This is a genomic window from Methyloceanibacter caenitepidi (assembly GCF_000828475.1).
GTDB classification, from domain to species: domain Bacteria; phylum Pseudomonadota; class Alphaproteobacteria; order Rhizobiales; family Methyloligellaceae; genus Methyloceanibacter; species Methyloceanibacter caenitepidi.
In genome coordinates this window covers 2,175,480-2,195,039 of the sequence record NZ_AP014648.1, presented here as the reverse complement: position 1 = coordinate 2,195,039, position 19,560 = coordinate 2,175,480, and the positions used below count along the sequence as shown (strand labels likewise).

The 19,560-nt window shown below is 62.9% G+C and carries 17 protein-coding genes; 3 read left to right on the top strand and 14 right to left on the bottom strand.

Annotated features, from left to right (window positions below):
* The first annotated feature begins 160 nt into the window (after window positions 1-160).
* On the top strand, window positions 161-865 hold the full coding sequence (lexA, locus tag GL4_RS10215; RefSeq protein ID WP_045367185.1) for a transcriptional repressor LexA: 705 nt from the start codon (window positions 161-163) through the stop codon (window positions 863-865).
* A gap of 33 nt (window positions 866-898) precedes the next feature.
* On the opposite strand, the gene GL4_RS10210 is transcribed toward lexA, so the two are convergent.
* On the bottom strand, window positions 899-3,097 hold the full coding sequence (locus GL4_RS10210; protein WP_052464360.1) for a ComEC/Rec2 family competence protein: 2,199 nt from the start codon (window positions 3,095-3,097) through the stop codon (window positions 899-901).
* A 107-nt stretch (window positions 3,098-3,204) separates the two neighbouring features.
* On the opposite strand from GL4_RS10210, the gene gltX reads away from it, so the two are divergent.
* Window positions 3,205-4,641 (top strand): glutamate--tRNA ligase, encoded by a 1,437-nt coding sequence (gene gltX, locus GL4_RS10205; protein WP_045367177.1) that lies wholly within the window; start codon window positions 3,205-3,207, stop codon window positions 4,639-4,641.
* Window positions 4,642-4,793: 152 nt separating this feature from the next.
* Window positions 4,794-6,110, top strand: coding sequence for a citrate synthase (gene gltA, locus GL4_RS10200; RefSeq protein WP_045367174.1), 1,317 nt, complete (start codon window positions 4,794-4,796; stop codon window positions 6,108-6,110).
* Window positions 6,111-6,113: 3 nt separating this feature from the next.
* Here gltA and GL4_RS10195 read toward each other — a convergent pair whose 3' ends face one another.
* From GL4_RS10195 to rpsB, 13 genes are all read right to left on the bottom strand, one after another.
* A complete protein-coding gene (locus GL4_RS10195) occupies window positions 6,114-7,016 on the bottom strand; it encodes an LpxI family protein (RefSeq protein ID WP_045367171.1) in 903 nt (300 codons plus the stop codon).
* Complete coding sequence (gene lpxA / locus GL4_RS10190; protein ID WP_045367168.1) at window positions 6,994-7,800, bottom strand: acyl-ACP--UDP-N-acetylglucosamine O-acyltransferase; 807 nt, start codon at window positions 7,798-7,800, stop codon at window positions 6,994-6,996. Before lpxA ends, GL4_RS10195 begins: the two co-directional genes overlap by 23 nt.
* Window positions 7,801-7,807: 7 nt before the next feature.
* Window positions 7,808-8,287 (bottom strand): 3-hydroxyacyl-ACP dehydratase FabZ, encoded by a 480-nt coding sequence (gene fabZ, locus GL4_RS10185; protein WP_045369927.1) that lies wholly within the window; start codon window positions 8,285-8,287, stop codon window positions 7,808-7,810.
* A 28-nt stretch (window positions 8,288-8,315) separates the two neighbouring features.
* Window positions 8,316-9,389, bottom strand: a complete 1,074-nt coding sequence (lpxD, locus tag GL4_RS10180) for a UDP-3-O-(3-hydroxymyristoyl)glucosamine N-acyltransferase (RefSeq protein ID WP_045367164.1) — start codon at window positions 9,387-9,389, stop codon at window positions 8,316-8,318.
* 68 nt (window positions 9,390-9,457) lie between these two features.
* A complete protein-coding gene (bamA, locus tag GL4_RS10175; protein ID WP_045369925.1) occupies window positions 9,458-11,839 on the bottom strand; it encodes an outer membrane protein assembly factor BamA in 2,382 nt (793 codons plus the stop codon).
* Window positions 11,840-12,023: 184 nt separating this feature from the next.
* Entirely contained in the window at window positions 12,024-13,166 is a 1,143-nt protein-coding gene (gene rseP / locus GL4_RS10170) for an RIP metalloprotease RseP (protein ID WP_045367161.1), read from the bottom strand.
* Between the two features lie 105 nt (window positions 13,167-13,271).
* Entirely contained in the window at window positions 13,272-14,438 is a 1,167-nt protein-coding gene (dxr, locus tag GL4_RS10165; RefSeq protein WP_342016309.1) for a 1-deoxy-D-xylulose-5-phosphate reductoisomerase, read from the bottom strand.
* A gap of 79 nt (window positions 14,439-14,517) precedes the next feature.
* On the bottom strand, window positions 14,518-15,387 hold the full coding sequence (locus GL4_RS10160) for a phosphatidate cytidylyltransferase (protein ID WP_052464358.1): 870 nt from the start codon (window positions 15,385-15,387) through the stop codon (window positions 14,518-14,520).
* The gene (locus GL4_RS10155; RefSeq protein WP_082025790.1) at window positions 15,384-16,070 is read right to left on the bottom strand and encodes an isoprenyl transferase; all 687 of its coding nucleotides are present in this window, start codon (window positions 16,068-16,070) and stop codon (window positions 15,384-15,386) included. The genes GL4_RS10160 and GL4_RS10155 overlap by 4 nt, the downstream gene beginning before the upstream one ends.
* A 118-nt stretch (window positions 16,071-16,188) precedes the next feature.
* Window positions 16,189-16,746 (bottom strand): ribosome recycling factor, encoded by a 558-nt coding sequence (gene frr, locus GL4_RS10150; RefSeq protein ID WP_045367153.1) that lies wholly within the window; start codon window positions 16,744-16,746, stop codon window positions 16,189-16,191.
* A gap of 84 nt (window positions 16,747-16,830) precedes the next feature.
* The gene (gene pyrH / locus GL4_RS10145) at window positions 16,831-17,565 is read right to left on the bottom strand and encodes a UMP kinase (RefSeq protein WP_045367150.1); all 735 of its coding nucleotides are present in this window, start codon (window positions 17,563-17,565) and stop codon (window positions 16,831-16,833) included.
* A 119-nt stretch (window positions 17,566-17,684) separates the two neighbouring features.
* On the bottom strand, window positions 17,685-18,611 hold the full coding sequence (gene tsf / locus GL4_RS10140; protein WP_045367147.1) for a translation elongation factor Ts: 927 nt from the start codon (window positions 18,609-18,611) through the stop codon (window positions 17,685-17,687).
* 46 nt (window positions 18,612-18,657) lie between these two features.
* Window positions 18,658-19,473, bottom strand: a complete 816-nt coding sequence (gene rpsB, locus GL4_RS10135; protein ID WP_045367144.1) for a 30S ribosomal protein S2 — start codon at window positions 19,471-19,473, stop codon at window positions 18,658-18,660.
* Between the last annotated feature and the right edge of the window lie 87 nt (window positions 19,474-19,560).

Sequence of the window (19,560 nt, the reverse complement as noted above, 5' to 3'; positions counted from 1 at the left end):
AGCGCCGCTCGGGCCGATGTGTGTCGGGTACCGCTTGCGGAACACAAATAGAACATCTATACTGTTCACGATTTGTACGATACGGGCGAGGCCATATCCGAGAGTGGCCGAAGCTAGTTTGGTTGGCGCTCGCGTTCGAGCCGCTCAAATAGGGGGCCAGATGCTCACACCGAAGCAAAAAGAGCTTCTCATGTTCATTCATGAGCGGTTGAAGGAGTCAGGCGTTCCGCCTTCGTTCGATGAGATGAAGGAAGCTCTGGATCTTCGGTCGAAGTCCGGCATTCATCGCCTCATCACGGCACTGGAAGAACGCGGGTTCGTCCGCCGTCTGCCCCACCGGGCACGCGCCATGGAAATCATCAAGCTTCCCGAATCGGTGCCGCAGAGCGTGGCCGCACGCGGGCGCGGTTTCTCACCGAGTGTGATCGAAGGCAGTCTTGGGCGTGCCGCGTCACCGGCCGCGCATCCGGTCTCCGAAGGGCAGACCATCGCGCTGCCGATCATGGGCCGGATAGCCGCAGGTGTGCCGGCCGAGGCCATTCAGACCAAGCTGGATACGATCGAGGTGCCGCCGGAGCTTCTGGCCAAGGGCGAGCATTACGCGCTCGAGGTGAAGGGCGACTCGATGATCGAAGCCGGCATTCTCGAGGGCGATACGATCCTGATCCGCAAGTGCGACGATGCCAATAATGGCGATATCGTCGTGGCTCTCGTGGACGAGGAAGAAGCCACGCTGAAGCGCTTGCGCCGACGCGGCGACTCGATCGCGCTGGAGGCCGCCAATCCCGCATACGAGACCCGTATCTTCGGGCCGGACCGTGTGCGGGTCCAAGGGCGGCTCGTGGGCCTTATCCGCCGGTACTAGCGCCGCTACTGAGTTCCTGCCCTTCGGGCCCAGCTACCGTTCCGAAGCTTTGCGCAGATCGGTGGCAGGAGACCTCGCGTGCCGCGACCAGGGGCGTCTTCCGCGGTGATCCGCCACGGTCTCCGTCCGAATGGACAATCCTTCGATATAGAGCGCGTGCGCGCCTTGGGCCGACAGCGCCGCCCGGTCCACGATGACGCGCGGGGCTTTGCAGGCCTTGCCGAGCTTGAAAGGCGCGATCACGATATCGGCCCTGCGGCAGTCTTCGGCGATGGCGCCGGATTCCCGAATCAACGCAACCGTCTTTCCGTTGACCTTGCCCACGCAGCCGATCGGATCGCAGCGAAACGGCGTTGTTGGCGGCAGCACCTTCGGATCGGTGTCGTCGCCGTCGGCCAAGAGCCATTTCTCGACGCTGTAACTCGCCGCCGTTGCCGACGGGAAGATGAGCCCACCCTCCCCGCGGATGGCGGCGGTCTTGCCGTCGCGCTCGATCAGCACGTCCGGCCGGTTGCCCGGGGGCGCCAGCGCCAGTCCCAGCCCGGCGATCACGAGGCCGAGTGCCCGCAGTCGCGTTCGCCATAGACACAGCCACAGTCCGCCAAGCGCGATGAGCGCGAGCGACCAGCCCGACAAATCCGGCAGGACAGTCACGGCGCCGGGCCAGGACGCCACCCACGCCGCCGTGCCCACCATGAGTTCGATTCCATATCCCATGGCCTGCAGCGGCCAGGCTTCGAGACCAAACGGCATGGCGATCAAGGAGAGGAGCGCCATCGGCATGATCAGTAGGCTGATAAGCGGCGCCACGATCATGTTCGCGGCGATCCCGAAATGGGTCATGCGATGGAAGTGATAAACCGCAAAGGGCGCCACGGCCGTACCGGCGATCAACGTCGTTAGCCCTGCCCCCATCACGAGCGCGGCAGTCCAGCGCAGGCGGCGCCACAGGGCGCTGGTCTCGACGGTAGACAGCCGCTCACGGGCCGAAAGCGCCTCGTAGGCGGCCACAAGGCCGATGACTGCCGCGAAGGACATCTGGAAGCTCGGGTCGAACATGGATTCGGGCGAGAAGGTGAGAATGGCGAGTGCCGCCAGGGCGACGTTGCGCATGGTAATGGCAGGCCGGTCGAGCAGGATCGCGACCATGACGATGCTCATCATCAAATAGGCGCGAACCGTCGGGACAGCCGCTCCGGACAGAACCAAATAGAACGTGGCGGCCAGGAGCGCAGTTGCTGCCGCCCATTTCTTGATGGGATACCGCAGTGCCAGAGCCGGCACAGCGGCGAGCAACGCCCGCACGAGCCAGAACACACTGCCCGCCATGATCACCATGTGCAGGCCGGAAATGGCTAGGACATGGGCGAGCCCCGCGTCTCGCATGGCCTCGGTCACGTGTTTCGGAATGCCGCCCCGCTCCCCGGTGATCAGGGCCACGGCAATCGCGCCGTCCTCACCGGGCAGCGCGGCGCGGATGCGCGCACCGACAGCATCACGAAGCCGGTCGACCCCGGCCCACAGGCGCAAGCTCAATGGCGGTTCCGGAGCGCCGTCGAGATGGCTGACCCGGCCCGTGGCATATCCGATGCCGCCCAGCTGCTGGAACCACGCCCGCCGGCCGAAATCGAAGTCGCCGGGGGCGACAGGCTCCGGTGGCGGGTTCAGGGTCGCGCGTAAGGACACCGCCTCTCCGGGAGCGACAGCCGTGTCCTTGCCGGAGATGGTCACGCGCACGCGCTCCGGAGCCTCCGCGCGGGTCAGCGAGCCGATCGAGACTACGCGTATCGTCAGCCGGTCGCGCGCGTCGCTGCGTCGTTCGAAAGTCTCCACGTAGCCTTGCACGGACACGTGCCGCAGTTCGGCCTGGAGAACCGGTGCGCGGACAAGTTCCGTTCGTAGTTTGGCGGCCCCAAAACCCATAGAGAGCGCCATTAGCGCTAGCCCCAAGGCGGCGCCGGCGGGCGATACACGGACGAAAATGAATATGCCCAGCGCGCCAAGAACGAATGCGACAGCTAGGCGGGCCTGCGGCTCCGTGGGTAGGGCGAAATAGAGCGCTATGCCGCCCGCGAAGAAGACAGGCAACCACAGGATCCAGCGGTCGGTCTCGGCCTCCAGAGCATCCGTGAGGGACCGCGCCAGGCGTGGCAGCAGTCCTGGGGGACGCGTGGACGCGTCCGGGGGCCAGCCGCGCCCGTCGTCATCCTGTCTGTCGTCCGTCCCCGGCATGGCTCCCCCCAGCCTGCCCTTACCCGCGTGCTTCCCGTATGCTACACCCTCGCGCGGACGCTTTCCTTCTTCATCTCAACCACTTTTTCCGGGTCAAGACCTCACCGATGACCGAGACCGTTATCACGCGATTTGCGCCGTCCCCGACGGGCTTCCTGCATATTGGCGGCGCGCGTACCGCCTTGTTCAATTGGCTCTTCGCCAAGGCGCATGGCGGCAAGATGCTGCTTCGAATCGAGGACACGGATCGGGCCCGGTCCACGGATGCGGCCATCGAGGCCATTCTGGACGGGCTGCGCTGGCTGGAGCTCGAGTGGGACGGCGAGCCGGTCTATCAGTTTTCGCGCGCGCCGCGTCACCGTGAGGCCGCAGAGCAGCTCCTGGCGGAAGGCAAGGCCTATCGCTGCTATGCGAGCCCGGAGGAGCTGCAGGCCATGCGCGAGAAGGCGCGCGCCGAGGGCGGTACGCCGGGCTACGACGGGAGGTGGCGCGACAAGGACCCGGCCCTGGCGCCGGAAGGTGTTGCGCCGGCGATCCGGTTCAAGGCGCCACGCGACGGCGAGACCGTCATCGAGGACCGCGTCCAGGGCCGCGTGACCTTCGCCAACAAGGACCTGGACGACTTCGTGCTCCTACGCAGCGACGGCACGCCGACCTACATGCTGTCGGTGGTGGTCGATGATCACGATATGGGCATTACCCACGTTGTCCGCGGCGACGACCACCTCACCAATGCCGCGCGCCAGACCCAGCTCTTCGAGGCGCTTGGCTGGAAGACACCGATCTATGCCCATGTGCCGCTGATTCACGGGCCGGACGGGGCGAAGCTGTCGAAGCGGCATGGCGCGCTCGGGGTCGAGGCCTACCGCGAAATGGGCTATTTGCCCGTCGCCTTGCGGAACTATTTGGTCCGGCTCGGCTGGAGCCATGGCGACGCGGAGGTCATCTCCACCGACGAGATGATTTCCTGGTTCAATCTCGAGGCCATCGGCCGCTCGCCGGCACGATTCGACTTCACCAAGCTCGAAAGCCTCAACGGCCACTACCTGCGGGCCATGCCGGACGCAGAGATCGTGAGCCATTTGAAGGCGCTCGTGCCGCACCTTGCGGACGGCGATGCGCTCCTCGCACGCATCGGCGACGATGGCTGGGACAAGATCGAGCGCGCCATGCCGGGCTTGAAGGAGCGGGCCAAGACCCTGATCGATCTCTTGGAGAGCGCGGACTATCTCTTCGCCAAGCGTCCTATCGAGCCCGACGAGAAGGCGGCCAAGCTCCTCGAAGACGGCGGCCGCGAGACCTTGGCCGAGTTGCTGCCGGATCTGGAGGCGGTCGATCCTTGGTCGGTGGCGGGAATCGAAGCCGGCGTGCGAGCGTTTGCCGAGCGAACCGATCGGAAGCTTGGTAAGGTGGCGCAGCCGCTCCGTGCGGCCCTGACCGGCCGAACGACATCGCCCGGTATCTTTGATGTGCTCGAGGTCCTTGGGCGCGAAGAGGCTTTGGGGCGGATTGCCGATCAAACGCGCGCAGTCCAAAGTGCGTAATATTTATGCAGTAACTCGTGTTGCGCTGCAGTAAAATCAACGCGAAAATGCGGCAACGCAAAACGATGCGGTGAACTTTGGGGGCGTCGTATTCTTGTGAATCCGGTTGAGCGTTTTGCCCGCCACCCCGCTTATGTCCAGGAGGTTTTGAGATGAGTATCGCAGAAGAGCTTGGCTCGAACGACGTGGACGAAGCGACCGTCACGCTCCGCGGTGGGGAGCATGTGATGCCGGTCCGCTCCGGTACGATGGGACCGGATGTCATCGACATCACGTCGCTCTACGGCCGAACGGGGTGCTTCACCTACGATCCCGGTTTTACCTCAACGGCGAGTTGCGAATCCAAGATCACGTATATCGATGGCGACAAGGGCGTCTTGCTGTATCGAGGCTATCCGATCGATCAGCTTGCGGAAAATACGACCTTCCTGGAAACGGCCTATCTCCTGCTCTACGGCGAGCTTCCGACCAAGGAGCAGTACGACGCCTTCACGATCCGCATCACGCGGCACACAATGCTCCATGAGCAGATGAACCGCTTCTTCTCCGGCTTTCGCCGCGATGCGCATCCGATGGCGATCATGGTTGGTATCGTGGGCGCGCTGTCGGCCTTCTATCACGACTCCATCGACATCCGGGATCCGTGGCAGCGCGAGATGGCCAGCATCCGCATGATCGCGAAGATGCCGACCATCGCGGCCATGGCCTACAAATATTCCGTGGGTCAGCCCTTCATCTATCCGAAGAACGATCTGGACTACTCGGCCAACTTCATGCGGATGTGCTTCGCCGTCCCGTGCGAGGAGTATCAGGTCGATCCGATCCTGACCCGGGCCATGCGCCGGATCTTCATCCTGCATGCCGATCACGAGCAGAACGCCTCCACCTCGACGGTCCGACTTGCCGGCTCGTCCGGCGCCAACCCCTTTGCCTGCATTTCCGCCGGTATCGCTTGTCTGTGGGGCCCGGCCCATGGCGGCGCAAACGAGGCGGCGCTCATGATGTTGGAAGAGATCGGGTCGGTCGACCGCATTCCCGAATACGTCAAGCGCGCGAAGGACAAGGACGACCCGTTCCGCCTGATGGGCTTTGGGCACCGGGTCTACAAGAACTACGACCCCCGCGCCAAGATCATGCAGAAGACCTGCCACGAAGTTCTCGGCGCCGTGGGGCTGCAGGACGACCCCATCCTCAAAGTGGCCATGGAACTCGAGAAGATCGCCCTTTCGGACGAGTACTTCATCGAGAAGAAGCTCTACCCGAATATCGACTTCTATTCGGGTATCACACTGAAGGCGCTCGGCTTCCCGACTGAAATGTTCACGGTGCTGTTCGCGCTTGCGCGGACTGTCGGTTGGATCGCGCAGTGGAAGGAAATGGTCGAGGATCCGTCTCAGCGGATCGGCCGTCCCCGGCAGCTCTACACCGGCGCCACGGAGCGTCCCTTCGTGCCCATGGACAAGCGCTAGCGGTTACGCTTCCGTCTCGCCCCAGGGGGCACCGTAGAGGAAGAGCTTCCGTTCGTTGGCGATCTGGATGGTCCGATTGTAGTCGGCGATCAGCACGTGCTGCGCCGCGACGGCAACGCCGGAGAGCCCCGCCTCCGCCGCCTTCAGCATGGTCTCCGGGCCGATGGTGGGCATGTCGACGCGCTCTTCTTGGCCGGGCTTCGGCGCCTTTACGAGGACGCCCGTCCCGGTCCCGTGACTTCGGCCTTCCTGTTTGATCGCCGCGCAGCGCTCCAGCATCGCGTCGGTGCCTTCTGCCGCTTCGACAGCCAAGACGTATCCGTTCGAGACGACCGCGGCCTGGCCGATGTCGAGCTTGCCCAGTGTACGGACGACCTCGAAGGCGAGCGCCATATCCGCTTCATCGCCCGCCGAGGGCGATCGCCGGGTCAGCGTTCCCTCGGGCACCAGGAGTTCGGGCAGAACGTCGCCGGCGCCATGAACACGGTAGCCCTTCTGTTCGAAGAAGCGCACGATCCGGGACAGGATATGATCGTCGCCGCCCTTGCTGAGGCTGAGGAGAAACGGCAGCGCCTTAAGGGCACCGAGGTCGATCCTGACGTTCTTGAAGTCCGGACGGCTTACTCCGCCGATAATGACGAGATCGTTGCAGCCGTTCTTGTCGAGAGCCGTGAACACCTTCCCGACCTCGCCCCATTTGATCCAGGTGTGCGGAAAGCGCTCGATATCTCGGTCCGCCTCGCCCCGGATGGCCACAATGTGGACCGGGACATTGTCGGCGCTGGCGGCGTCCGCGATGAACGCGGGCAACGACCCGCGCCCGGCTATGATGCCTAGCGGCCCTTCGATCTTCGCGACCTTGACCGCGTCAGACGGCTCGCTATCAGCGGCTCGGCGATGCGACATTGCTAGGGATGCAGAATTGGCGATCCGTATCGCTCTTGATGAAGTCGATGATCTGACGCGCGAGTTCGTTCGTGGAAAACATCGCTTCCACGTCCTCAAGCTGCTCTTTCATGGTGCCTTCGCTCGAGAATAGCATGCGATAGGCTTTGCGCACCTCATGGATCTGCTCGCGCGGGAAACCGCGGCGCTTGAGACCGACAATGTTCAGGCCGTTGAGGTTGGCCCGGTTGCCCAGCGCCATGCCGTAGGGAATCAAATCCGCGGCCACGCCCGACATGCCGCCGACGAACGAATAGGCGCCGATCCGCACGAACTGGTGCACGGCCGAAAGCCCGCCGATGATCGCGCCGTCTCCGACGGACACATGGCCGCCGAGCGCGACGCTGTTCACCAAGGTGACATTGTCTCCGATCTGGCAGTCATGAGCGACATGCGCGCCGATCATCAAGAAGCAGTTCGACCCGACACGGGTCGCCATATGCCCCGTCGATGTTCCTCTGTGTACGGTCACATGCTCGCGCAGCACCGTGTTCTCGCCGATCGTAACCGTACTCGGATCGTCCTTGTATTTGACGTCCTGCGGCTCAAGTCCGACCGATACGAACGGGAAGATCTTGCAGCCTGCTCCGATCCTAGTGCGTCCGTCGATCACGACGTGGGAGCGGATGACTGCATCGTCGCCGATCTCGACATGGGGACCGACCACGCAAAACGGCCCGATCTCGACATTCGACCCAAGCTTCGCACCCGGATCGACCTGCGCGGTCGCATGAATATTGGACATGGAACGTTTACTCTGCCTCGATCGTATCGACGATCACTGCGCTGACTTCCGCCTCGGCCACCAGATTGCCATCTACTAGGGCACGCGCCTTGAAGCGCCAGACTTTGCCGCGGCTGCGCATCTTCTCCACATGGTAATGGACGGTGTCCCCAGGGATCACCGGGCGGCGGAAACGCGCCTTGTCGATGGCCATGAAGTACACGAGCGGCGGCTCCTCGAATTCGTCGAGGAACCGCATGCACAGCGCGCCTGCCGTTTGGGCCATGCCTTCGATCAAGAGAACCCCGGGCATAACCGGGTTGCCGGGAAAATGCCCTTGGAAATAGGGCTCATTCGCCGTCACGTTCTTGATGCCGGTCGCAGAGCGATCCCCATCCATGTCGACAATGCGGTCGACAAGCAGGAAGGGGTAGCGATGGGGCAGAAGCTTCATGATATCGGCAGCTTCAACCCGATCGGGCCTCTGAATTTCTCCGCTCTCGTTCATTCGGACCGGCTCCTTCGATGCGGGCTGGCTACGCGCCGTCCCCGCCTTCTCCTTGGTCAATCTTTACATCCTTACGTTCGGCAAGCTGCCGCAAAAGAGTCAGCTCCCGGAACCATAGCCGGACCGGTTTGGCCGGTGTGCCGCCCCAGCGTGCTCCGGCAGGAACATCGCCCCGTACGTTGCTGCTCCCAGCGATCTGTGCTCCGGCGCCAATCTTCAGATGGCCAACGACGCCGACCTGCCCGCCCAGAGCCACGAAATCGCCAAGCTCGGAACTGCCCGAAATACCCGTTTGCGACACAATAATGCAATGCCTACCGACGATGACGTTGTGCCCGATTTGGACGAGATTATCAATTTTCGTGCCTTCTCCGATAATCGTATCCCGCAGGGCCCCGCGATCGACGGTCGAATTGGCCCCGATCTCCACATCGTCCTGAATCACGACGCGGCCGATCTGAGGCACCTTCATATGGCCCTCCCGTCCCATCGCAAAGCCGAATCCGTCCTGGCCGATTGCGACGCCTGAATGGATGACGACGTTGTTTCCGATCAGGGCGTGGGTCACCGAGGCGTTGGGCCCGATATAGCTGTTCCGGCCGATATGGACCCGGTAGCCGATGACGGCGCCGGCGGCGATCGTCGTGCCCCGTCCGATATGGGCTTCGGGCCCTATGACGGCGCCGGGTTCGATCGTCACATCGGGCTCCATCACCACAGACGGATGAACACCGAGGGCCGCCACGCCGTCCATGGCGGGTCCCGCCGTCTTCGGGCGGAGCGATTCCGGGTAGAACAAGGCGATCGCTTTAGCGAAACCGCGATAGGGTTCGCGCATCGTCAGCGCAGCGGTGCCGGACGGCACTTTGCGGACGAATTTCGGGGCGACGATGCATGCGGTTGCTTTCGTCGTCTCCAGCGCCGGCAGATATTTGGGATTGTCTACGAAGGACAGGTGCCCCTCGCCCGCATCGTCGAGCGGCAAGACGTCGACGATCTCAAGGTCGGGGTCCGTGTCCGGGCCGAGTTCTGCCCCGACGGTCTCCGCAACGCGCCCCAAAGCGAACGGACCGGCGCGTTTGAAAAATCCCGGATGTTCCATTGGGTCTCCTAGCGGGCCGCGCTCAAGCGGTCGCGACAACAGCACTCCGCATCGGATAGCGGCAATCTTTAGAAAGCGGTCGAGGCACCGAAGCGGAAGAGCTCGGTTCTGTCGAAGTCGGCCTTCAACAGGGCCTCGGCGAGGTCGGCGCGGAGCGGACCAAGCGGAGACTGCCAGATCAGGCTGACACCGGTCGAGAGGCGAATATCCGCGGTGTCCTCGATGTAGCTGCCTTCGTCGATATCGACCGCTTGGATGGCCGCCTCCCCCGGACCCCAGAGAGAGCCCGCGTCGACGAAGACGGCGCCCTGCATGCCGAGGTTCTCAGGAATGAGCGGCAGCGGGAAGCGTACCTCGGCCGTCGTAGCCCAGAAATACTTGCCACCCAAGGAGTCCTGGCTGCAGTCCGGGACGCGCTTTCCGGTCGTCGGGTTGCGGCAGGCGTCACGCGGGCCGTAACCGGCGCGGTCGAAGCCGCGGATCGTCTCGCCGCCCTTGAAGAACAGGTCGGTCAGACGCAGATCCTCGCCACCCCAAGGCTCGATGACGCCACCCTGGACCCGGCCCACAAGCGTAATCTTGTTGGTGATCGGGTAATAGCCGCGGGTGTCCAGGATGAAGCGGTTGTACTGGACGTCGCCGCCGACGCCCGCGAAATCCTGCGAAATCGACGCGAAGATACCGCTGGTCGGCGATTGCGGCAGGTTCCGAGTGTCGTAAGCCAGCGTATAGCCCAGGCTCGAGACGATAACCGCGCCCTCTTCCGCGGCCTGCTTGATCGCAAGCGAGGCATCTCGTGTGGCGTCGTAGATTTCCTCGCGCTGGAGCCGGTAGCGCAAGCCGAGCTGGGTGTTGTTGGCAACGGGGAAGCCGATACGCAGGTTGCCACCGGTATCGCGCTGCTTGAACGAGGCCACGTTGGTCAGGTCGACTTCCTTGTGGAACAGGTCGAAACCGGCCGCGATGTTCCGGCCGAGGAAGGCCGGCTCGGTGAAGCTGAAGTCCACCTGGAAGCGCTCAAGGCTGCCCGAGAGACCCAAGCGGACATACTGACCGCGGCCCATCAGGTTGCGCTCGGTGACGCTCACGTCGCCGATGACGCCTTCCGTCGTGGAGTAACCGACACCGAACGAGAACTCACCCGTCGGCTGTTCGACGACGACAACATCGATGACGACGCGATCCGGCGCGCTGCCCGGAGACGTCTGAATATCGACCGTCTTGAAGAACCCGAGCGAGCGCAAACGTTTGCGCGCGGCCTCGATCAGCAGACGGTTATAAGCATCGCCTTCTGCCAGACGGAACTGCCGCCGGATAACCTGATCCTCGGTGCGGTAGTTGCCGACGATGTTGATCCGTTCGATGTAGACCCGCGGACCTTCGTCGATCACGTAAGTGATGTTGATCGTCTGCGTGGTCGGATCGCGATCGAAACGCGGCCGGACCTGACCGAAGGCATAGCCCTGTTCGGACACCTTGACGGTCAAGGCTTCGACGGTCTTCTCGACCTTTTCGACGTTGTAGCGTTTGCCGGGCTTCGTCAGGAGCGCGCCGCTAAGGGCGTTGACGTCCAACGACGGCAAGGCGCTCTCGATATCGATATAGCCGAAGTCGTAGCGCGGGCCTTCATAGATCTCGAACGTGATGACGAAGCCGCCCTCGTTCCGGTTCAGCCAACCGCCGCCACCCTCACCCGGCAGGATATCGGCATTCGAGGAAAGGATGCGGACATCCGCATAGCCGTTCTTCAAATAGAATTGGCGCAGCAGTTCGCGATCGAGCGCAAGCCGGTCCGGATCGTAGATGTTGTCGTTCTTGAGGAAGCTGAGCCAGCTCGTCCGTTTCGTGGTCACCACAAACCGGAGCTGAGAGGCGCTGAAGGCCTCGTTGCCGACGAACTTGATGGCCTTGACCTTGGTCTTAACGCCTTCGCCGATCTGGTAGACCACTTCTACACGGTTGCCACCGAGCGGAATGACCTGGGCGCTGACTTGAGCGTCGTAATGGCCCTGACGTGCGAGGACATCGCGGATTCGCTGCTCGTCGGCCTGAACGCGGGCTTGCGTATAGACCGACCGCGGCTTCACCTGAACTTCCGAACTCAGCACGTCGCTCTCGACGTCCTTGTTGCCTTCGAAGCGCACGCGCGCGACGACGGGATTTTCGACGACGACAACGACGACCGTGGAGTACTGCCGCTTAATGCGAACGTCCTTGAAAAGGCCGGTGGCGAATAGGGTCTTAAGGGATTGGTTGATCTCGCCGGGGTCGTAGGGGTCGCCGGCGGAAAACGTGAGGTAAGAGCGGATCGTCTCGGCTTCGACGCGCTGATTGCCTTGAACGACGACGGAGCTGATGGTGGCGTTTTGGGCAGCGGCTGTGAGGTCGCCAAAGCTCGCGCTGATACCCAGCGAGAGCGGGACGCTACACAACACTAGGAGGACTGCCATGAGTCCTCTTTCCAACGTCCACCGCACCATTTCTGGTGTAATCCCCCGTTAACCCAAACCCCCCATAGGCTTTGGGCCTATGGACCAAGCTGGCCATCTGTTTGTGGCCGATTTTAGATACGATCCGTCTCTTTTCAGGTGAAATCGAGCGGTTCTTTTTATCCCCTGCCCGCCAATTCCACCATCACAGAAACTTCAAATGAATCAGATCGTTCCAGGTCGCAAAAATCATTAGCATGAGGACGAACGCAAGGCCAATGCGAAAACCGATTTCTTGAGTGGTTTCGCTTAACGGCTTCCCCCTCACAGCTTCGATTCCGTAAAACAGCAGATGGCCACCATCGAGCATAGGTATTGGGAATAGATTGATGAGGCCAATACTAACCGAGATGATGGCAGCGAGGTTGAGGAGCGCAAGAAAGCCTGCGGTGGCAACCTGCCCAGATACTTGAGCAATTCTCAGCGGACCGCCGAGCTGATCCGCGTCTTCACGGCCTTTGATCACGTCATAGAGGTACCCGAGGGACCGGGACACGACAAAGTAGCATTCTTTGACGCCCATCACGAACGCTGTGGCCGGGTCATGGCGCTGCCACGTCCAGTCGTCCGGCGAGGCGCTGCGCTGAATACCCAAAAGGCCGATTTTGAACGTGTTTCCAAAGCGGTCGGTGATTTCCTTCCGTTCCGGAATCGCCGTCAAATCGACGGTTTTGCCGTCCCGTTCGACAGCGAAATGCAGTTCCCGGTCAGGGCTGGTGGCCACGATCCGCTGCATATCGGTAAAGTTCGCGATTTTGCTGCCGTCGATGCTCGTGATGACGTCGCCCGGCTGGAAACCGGCCCGCTCCGCGGCACTGTCCGGGGCGACCGCGTCAACCTTCGGCGCGGTGATCCGTTCGCCGAAGATGCTGAAAACGGCCGTGAAAATCAGAATCGCGAAGATGAAATTCGCAATCGGGCCCGCGGCGACGATGGCGGCGCGCTGACCCAGAGTTTTTCCCTGAAAGGTCTTTTCCCGGTCTGCCTCCGGCACCGACTCGAGGGACTTCTGGCCGGCGCTTGCGGCGTTCTCGTCGTCGATGAATTTCACGTAGCCCCCGAGGGGGATCCAGGCGACGCGCCAGCGGGTCCCGTGTTTGTCGTTGAACCCGAAGATCTCGGGGCCGAAACCGATGGAAAACGCCTTGATTCCCACGCCGCACCAGCGAGCCACGAGGAAGTGCCCCATCTCGTGGACAAAGACCACCACGGTCAGAATGAACAGGAACGGAATGAGATAGCTGAGAAAGCTCCCGCCGAAGCCGGCGAGCGATGTGAAAATATCCATAAGTCCGGTTACCTAGAGAATTGGGCCCTTCTTAGTCAGTTCAGTACGTGCATGCCTATTCCGGCACGTCCGTCGTGCCGGGCGCGGCCTGCTCCGCTGCGTCCTTCAGTCCCCCGCGTCTGCACCCGCCCAACGGGGCAGCCGGTCCCTCGCCCGGCGGCGCGCCTCTTCGTCGATCTCGTACACGTCCTCGGCGGTTTCCGGAGCGAGCGCGATCAGGTCGGCGCAGTCGACCAGCGTGGTCTCCACCAGCCCGGCGATTCCGAGGAACCCTAACCGCTTCTCGAGGAAGGCCGCAACGGCGACTTCATTGGCCGCGTTCAGCACGGCGCCCGCGCTGCCGCCGGTTTCCAGAACCTCCTTGGCCAGGCGCAAGGCCGGGAATCGTTCGGGGTCCGGGGCTTCAAACGTGAGGGAGCCGAGCGTCGCCAAGTCGATGCGCTCGTTGGGTACGTGCATGCGCTCGGGCCAGGCCAGGCTATAGGCGATCGGTGTGCGCATATCCGGGCAGCTCAGTTGAGCCAGCACCGCGCCATCGGTCATTTGCACGAGGCAGTGCACGATGGACTGGGGATGCACGAGGATGCACAGCTTTTCGGGCGGCAGCGCGAAAAGATGATGCGCTTCGATGAGTTCCAGCCCCTTGTTCATGAGGGACGCGGAATCGATCGTGACTTTTGCGCCCATCGACCAGTTCGGATGTTTCAGGGCCTGTTCGGGGCCGGCCTCCGCCATCTGCTCGACGCTCCAGGTCCGGAAGGGACCGCCCGAGGCGGTGAGGCAGACGGATTCGATCTTGTCGGGTTCGGTGCCGGTCATGGCTTGGCGCGCCGCGGAGTGCTCGGAGTCCACGGGCAAGAGCGTCGCGCCGTGCCGGGCAACCTCGCGCATGAAGATCTCGCCGCCGGAGACGAGACACTCCTTGTTGGCGAGCGCGACGGCCGTTCCCTGCTTCACGGCACGCAAGGTCGGCCGAAGCCCCGCGACGCCGACGATGGCGGCCATGATCCAATCCGCGGGACGTGATGCGGCATCGAGCAGCGCCTTCGGGCCTGCGGCCACTTCGATGTCCGTGCCCGCCAAAGCCAGCAAGAGGTCCTTGTAGCTTCCCGCATCCGCCGTCACGGCCAGCTTCGCGCCGTGCTGCACGGCAAGCTCGGCCAGCCGAGCGACGTTCTTGTTGCCGGTCAGCGCAATGACATCATAGTCGTCGGGATTGCGCCCGACGAGATCGAGCGTGCTTTCGCCGATCGATCCGGTGGCGCCGAGCACGCTGATCCGTTTGGGCTGTTTGGCGCTCGAACGGGGCTCGGAGTCAGCGTTTTCTCTTACGGGAAACAGGGTACGCCCCTCACCATATCAAGAGCCCGGCAGCCGGAAATTCAGGATTCCGCAGGCCAATCAACGCTGCCACGACCGCCGCCATCAGTAGGCTGTCGATCCGGTCGAAGAAGCCGCCATGGCCCGGAATAAGCTGGCTCATATCCTTGATGCCCAGGCTCCGTTTCACGGCACTCTCAAGCAAGTCACCCATCTGGCAGGCGAAGGCAAGCACTAATGCCACCAGCGCCAGGGCCACCGGAGAGGTGTTGCCGAGATAGTACGCGAAGAGCACGCCGATCAGCATGGGCGTTGCGGTGCCAATAATGAAGCCGCTCCAGGTCTTTTTCGGCGAGATCGTCGGCGCGAATTTCGGACCGCCGAATGCGCGGCCGCCGACATACGAGGCCGTGTCCGTGGTCCAACTGACGACGAGGACGAACAGAACGGCCGCCAGCCCGTGGTTCGGGTCGCTGCGCAGCCAAATAAGGGCGGCGGCGGGCAGCACGACATAGGCCAAGCCGCCCGCGTCGAGTTTTGCTTCCTTCGGCGTCTTCTTCTGGTAGCCGGAAATGAGGAGCGTCAACATCGCGGCGGCAAAGATGATCGCTGCATACTCGTACCTATGGACCGCGACAAAAATGACGACGGCGGTTGCGCAAGCGATATGGATGATCGAGGTGGCGTCGCCGCCCGTGGCCCGCGTTGCCGAGCCCCACTCCCAGGTCAGGACCATGGCCGATGCGATGACCAGAACGAGAAAGGTCCAGGGGCTGAGGACGAGCGCGGCGAGCGTCAGCGCAGCCAAGAACACGGCGGACCCGATCCTGCGCCACAGTTCCGGCAAGGCTTTGCTCTGAGACTGCGAGGAGTTGCCTTGGGAAGGCGGCGGAGACGTCACGCCGTCGATCTCACGGTGCGGCCGCCGAAGCGGCGGTTCCGCCGCTGAAACTCGGCGATCGCGTCTTCGAAATGGGTCTTGTTGAAGTCGGGCCAATAGGTGTCGACGAACACGAACTCCGCATAGGCCAATTGCCAGAGCAGGAAGTTCGAAAGGCGCAGTTCTCCGGATGTGCGAATGAGAAGGTCCGGATCGGGCAGACCATCGGTATCGAGATAGGACCCGAAGAGCTGCTCGGTCATGTCCCCGGGTGCCAGCACGCCCGCCTTGACGTCTTCGGCGAAGCGGGTTGCCGCCCGCGTGATCTCATTGCGCGAGCCGTAGTTGAACGCGATCGTGAGATTGAGCGCCGTGTTCTCTTTCGTCAGTTCCACCGCGTCATCCAGCATGCGCTGAATATCGGCGTCGAGATTGGTACGTGATCCGATGATGCGGATGCGCACGCCATTCTTGTGGAGGTCGGCGAGGTCGCGGCGGATGAAGCGCCGCAAGAGCCCGAAGAGGTCTTTGATCTCCTCGGCGGGCCGCGACCAATTCTCCGAGGAGAAGCTGAACAGGGTGAGATGCGTGATGCCGAGATCGCCCGCTGCCTCGACCGCCCGGCGCACGGCCTCGACGCCGCGCCGGTGGCCTTCGACGCGCGGCAGGCGCCGCTCGGCGGCCCAGCGGCCATTGCCGTCCATGATGATGGCGACATGGCGCGGGCCCGGCTGGGTCTCACTGCCCCATTTGTTGTCCACTACGAGCGTCACAGCGTGCTTCTCCGAAACCGGCCACCGAGCTTCCGCATACGGGTCCTAATCAGACCTGCATGATCTCCGCTTCCTTCGTGGCGAGCGCCTCGTCGATTTCCTTGATGACCTTGTCGGTCAAGTCCTGAACCTTGTTGGCCAGCGCATGGTGCTCGTCCTTGCCCATGTCACCGTCCTTCTCGGCCTTCTTCAGATGCTCCATGCCGTCGCGGCGCACATTGCGCACGGCGATCCGGCCCTGCTCCGCATATTTGTGAGCGACCTTCGCCAGTTCCTGGCGGCGCTCTTCGTTGAGCTCGGGGATCGGCAGCCGCAGGAGCTGGCCTTCGACGACCGGGTTCAGCCCCAAATCGGACTCGCGGATCGCTTTTTCAACCGCCGGCACCTGCCCCTTGTCCCAGACCTGCACGGTAATCATCCGTGCTTCGGGAACGTTGACGGTTGCCACCTGGTTCAGCGGCATCGGGTTTCCGTAGGCCGACACCATGACGGGATCCAATAGGCTGGCGCTGGCGCGGCCCGTGCGCAGTCCGCTGAACTCGTGCTTTAGAGAGCTCAGCGCGCCGCGCATCCGCCGTTCGATTTCATCCAAGTCAAAGTCAGACATCTTGTCATCCCTAGCAGCCATCGTTCCGGCATTCCGAGCCGGCCCTGGCGCGTTGTGTTGGCGTTTCCGAATTTGTTGGACGGCCTAACCGCCGTCGATGATCGTCGAGGCCCCTTGCCCTTGGAGTTCAAGAGCCAAGCTGCCTTGGTTCTTGATCGAGAACACAATTATCGGAATCCGGTTGTCTCGGGCAAGGGCGATTGCGGCCCCGTCCATGATCCTCAGATCCTGCTTGAGGACTTCGGCGTAGCTCAGGCGTTCATAACGCTTTGCATCAGGCACCTTCTTGGGGTCGGCGCTGTAGACGCCGTCGACCTGCGTGGCCTTGTAAAGAGCTTCGCATTCCATCTCCGCGGCGCGCAAAGCGGCCGCCGTATCGGTCGTGAAGAACGGATTGCCGGTCCCGCCCGCGAAGACCAGGACGCGCCCCTTGCTCAGATGATCGAGCGCCTTGTCCCGGATATAGGGCTCGCAGACTGTCGGCATCGGGATCGCGGAAAGGACGCGGGCCGTCTGCCCTGCCCGTTCGATGGCGGTCTGAAGGGCGAGCGCGTTCATCACCGTCGCCAGCATGCCCATGTAGTCGGCCCGAGCGCGATCGATGCCGCCCTCGGCCGCCATCATGCCGCGGAAGATATTGCCGCCACCCACGACGACGCAGATCTCGACGCCGATCGCCGCTGCCGCGGCGATGTCTTTCGCGATCGGATCGATGACATCGAGGTCGATGCCGAAGCCCTTATCGCCGGCGAGCGCTTCCCCGGAGAGTTTGACGAGTACGCGCCTGTAGCGCGACTTCGCGGCAGACGGTGTGTCCATCAACGCATGGCTCCGGCGGCAATATGGCGGGATTATCCCAAAAACGGGCCGGGTGAAAAGGCCCCGGCCCACCCAGGCTTGGATCGGCGGCGACTCGATACCGAGCCGCCGCCTGAACCCTATGCGCCCGAGGCAGCGGCGGCAACCTCGGCGGCGAAGTCGCCTTCTTCCTTTTCGATGCCCTCGCCCAAGGCATACCGGTAGAACCCGACGATCTTGATGGGGGCGCCTGCATCCTTGCCGGCGGCCTCCATGGCCTTGGCGACCGTGTTGTCCGGGTCATGCACGAAGGGCTGCTTGAGCAGGACCACTTCCTCATAGAACTTCCGCAAGCGACCCTCGACCATCTTCTCGATGACGTTGTCCGGCTTACCGGACTCCTTGGCCTGCTCGGTCAGGACGGTACGCTCGCGCTCGACCAGCTCCTGGTCCAGGCTGTCCGTGTCGATGGCCTGCGGGTTCGTCGCCGCGATGTGCATGGCGACCTGCTTGCCGAAGCCCTTCACGGCATCCACATCGCCGGTGGATTCCAGCGCAACGATCACGCCGATCTTGCCGAGCCCAGGAGCGGCCTGGTTGTGCATGTAGCTCGCGACCACGCCCTTGCCCGCGTCGAGATAAGCCGTCCGGCGGAGGGTCATGTTCTCGCCGATGGAGCCGACCATCTCTTTCAGCGTTTCGGCAACAGAGCTGCCGCCCTTGTAGGCTTCCGCGCCGAGCTTCTCGATGTCGCCCTTGGCGTTGATGGCGGCGTTGGAGATGGCGGTGACCATGTCCTGGAAGGTCGGGTTCCGGGCCACGAAGTCGGTCTCGGAATTGACTTCCACGAGGGCTGCCTCGGTGTCGGTCTCCGCGATACCGATCAGGCCTTCCGCGGCGACACGACCGGCCTTCTTCGCCGCCTTGGCGAGGCCTTTCGCACGAAGCCAATCGACGGCGGCTTCCATGTCGCCGTCGTTCTCGTTCAGGGCCGACTTACAATCCATCATTCCCGCGCCGGTCTTCTCGCGGAGCTCCTTGACCATGGCCGCAGTGATCGTCGCCATCAGTTCCTCTTCACTTGTTCCGGGCCGAAAGGGCCCGGCTTTTCGATTACGCGTTCGCCGTGGATTCAGCTTCGCCGGCTTCGGCCGGTGCTGCTTCCGTTGCCGGGGCATCCTCGATGGCCGGTTCGGCCATTGGCTCCTCGGCTTCGCCCAGATCAACGCCGACCGACCCTTGGCCGCGCTCGATACCGTCAATGGCGGCACGGGCAATCAGGTCGCAATACAGCGTGATCGCGCGCCCGGCGTCGTCGTTGCCGGGAATGGGATAGTTGATGCCGTCCGGGTCGCAGTTGGAATCGACGATCGCGACGACCGGGATGTTCAGCTTGCGGGCCTCGGCGATCGCGATGGACTCCTTGTTGGTGTCGATCACGAAAATGAGGTCCGGCGGCGCACCCATGTCTTTGATGCCGCCCAGCGAGATCTCAAGCTTGTCGCGCTCGCGGGTCAGCTGCAAAAGCTCTTTCTTGGTGAGGCCGCGGTGCTCACCCTCGAGCAGCTCTTCCAGGGCCTTCAGGCGCTTGATGGAGTGCGAGATGGTGCGCCAGTTCGTCAGCGTACCGCCGAGCCAACGGTGATTGATGAAGTACTGTGCCGACGAGCGCGCACCTTCCGCAATCGCCTCGGCGGCCTGGCGCTTGGTGCCCACGAAGAGCACGCGTCCGCCCTTGGCGACCACGTCGGAGACGGCGACCAGAGCCTGGTGCAGCAGCGGCACCGTCTGGGTCAGGTCGATAATGTGGATATTGTTGCGGGAGCCGTAGATGAACGGCGCCATTTTCGGGTTCCAGCGATGTGTCTGGTGGCCGAAGTGAACCCCAGCTTCCAAGAGCTGGCGCATAGATAGATCGGGCAGTGCCATGGGACTGCAGACTCCTTTTTCCGGTTTTTCCGCCGCGGGGCGTTGAGAGACCGATCGAAAACCGGTCACCGGAGCGAGCGCACTGGT

Bases quoted from the DNA above. Each gene is read 5' to 3' on its own strand.
- rpsB (WP_045367144.1), bottom strand. From the start codon at position 19,473: ATGGCACTGCCCGATCTATCTATGCGCCAGCTCTTGGAAGCTGGGGTT.
- tsf (WP_045367147.1), bottom strand. From the start codon at position 18,611: ATGGCGACGATCACTGCGGCCATGGTCAAGGAGCTCCGCGAGAAGACC.
- fabZ (WP_045369927.1), bottom strand. From the start codon at position 8,287: ATGAACGAGAGCGGAGAAATTCAGAGGCCCGATCGGGTTGAAGCTGCC.
- bamA (WP_045369925.1), bottom strand. From the start codon at position 11,839: ATGGCAGTCCTCCTAGTGTTGTGTAGCGTCCCGCTCTCGCTGGGTATC.
- frr (WP_045367153.1), bottom strand. From the start codon at position 16,746: ATGTCTGACTTTGACTTGGATGAAATCGAACGGCGGATGCGCGGCGCG.
- lexA (WP_045367185.1), top strand. From the start codon at position 161: ATGCTCACACCGAAGCAAAAAGAGCTTCTCATGTTCATTCATGAGCGG.
- GL4_RS10155 (WP_082025790.1), bottom strand. From the start codon at position 16,070: ATGGACGGCAATGGCCGCTGGGCCGCCGAGCGGCGCCTGCCGCGCGTC.
- GL4_RS10195 (WP_045367171.1), bottom strand. From the start codon at position 7,016: ATGTCGCATCGCCGAGCCGCTGATAGCGAGCCGTCTGACGCGGTCAAG.
- rseP (WP_045367161.1), bottom strand. From the start codon at position 13,166: ATGGATATTTTCACATCGCTCGCCGGCTTCGGCGGGAGCTTTCTCAGC.
- gltX (WP_045367177.1), top strand. From the start codon at position 3,205: ATGACCGAGACCGTTATCACGCGATTTGCGCCGTCCCCGACGGGCTTC.
- GL4_RS10210 (WP_052464360.1), bottom strand. From the start codon at position 3,097: ATGCCGGGGACGGACGACAGACAGGATGACGACGGGCGCGGCTGGCCC.
- lpxA (WP_045367168.1), bottom strand. From the start codon at position 7,800: ATGTCCAATATTCATGCGACCGCGCAGGTCGATCCGGGTGCGAAGCTT.
- lpxD (WP_045367164.1), bottom strand. From the start codon at position 9,389: ATGGAACATCCGGGATTTTTCAAACGCGCCGGTCCGTTCGCTTTGGGG.
- pyrH (WP_045367150.1), bottom strand. From the start codon at position 17,565: ATGGACACACCGTCTGCCGCGAAGTCGCGCTACAGGCGCGTACTCGTC.
- gltA (WP_045367174.1), top strand. From the start codon at position 4,794: ATGAGTATCGCAGAAGAGCTTGGCTCGAACGACGTGGACGAAGCGACC.